Annotated in this window: 1 protein-coding gene; it reads left to right on the top strand. The window is 63.7% G+C overall.

The annotated features are described in order from the left end of the window. Positions 1-12 precede the first annotated feature (12 nt). Positions 13-256, top strand: a 244-nt coding sequence (locus tag KMS84_RS40380) for an AI-2E family transporter (RefSeq protein ID WP_256921632.1), incomplete at its 3' end; no start/stop codon positions are given.

Here is a 256-nt window from a genome sequence, read left to right as displayed (position 1 = left end):
ATCGTGTCTGCGGTGGATGCCGTCTTCATCGGCATCGGCCTGGTCATCGTCGGCGTGCCCATGGCCTTCGCGCTGTCGGTGATCACGTTCGTCGCCGGATTCATCCCCATCATCGGTGCCTTCACCGCCGGTGCACTGGCGGTCATCGTGGCCCTGGTCTCCCTCGGGTTCACCGAGGCAGTGATCGTCCTGATCATCGTGGTGGCCGTCCAGCAGCTGGAGGGCAACATCCTCTCCCCCATTCTGCAGTCCAAGG

It is taken from the genome of Streptomyces hilarionis (assembly GCF_024539675.1).
GTDB lineage: Bacteria > Actinomycetota > Actinomycetes > Streptomycetales > Streptomycetaceae > Streptomyces > Streptomyces hilarionis.
This window is presented reverse-complemented; position numbering and strand designations above follow the sequence as displayed.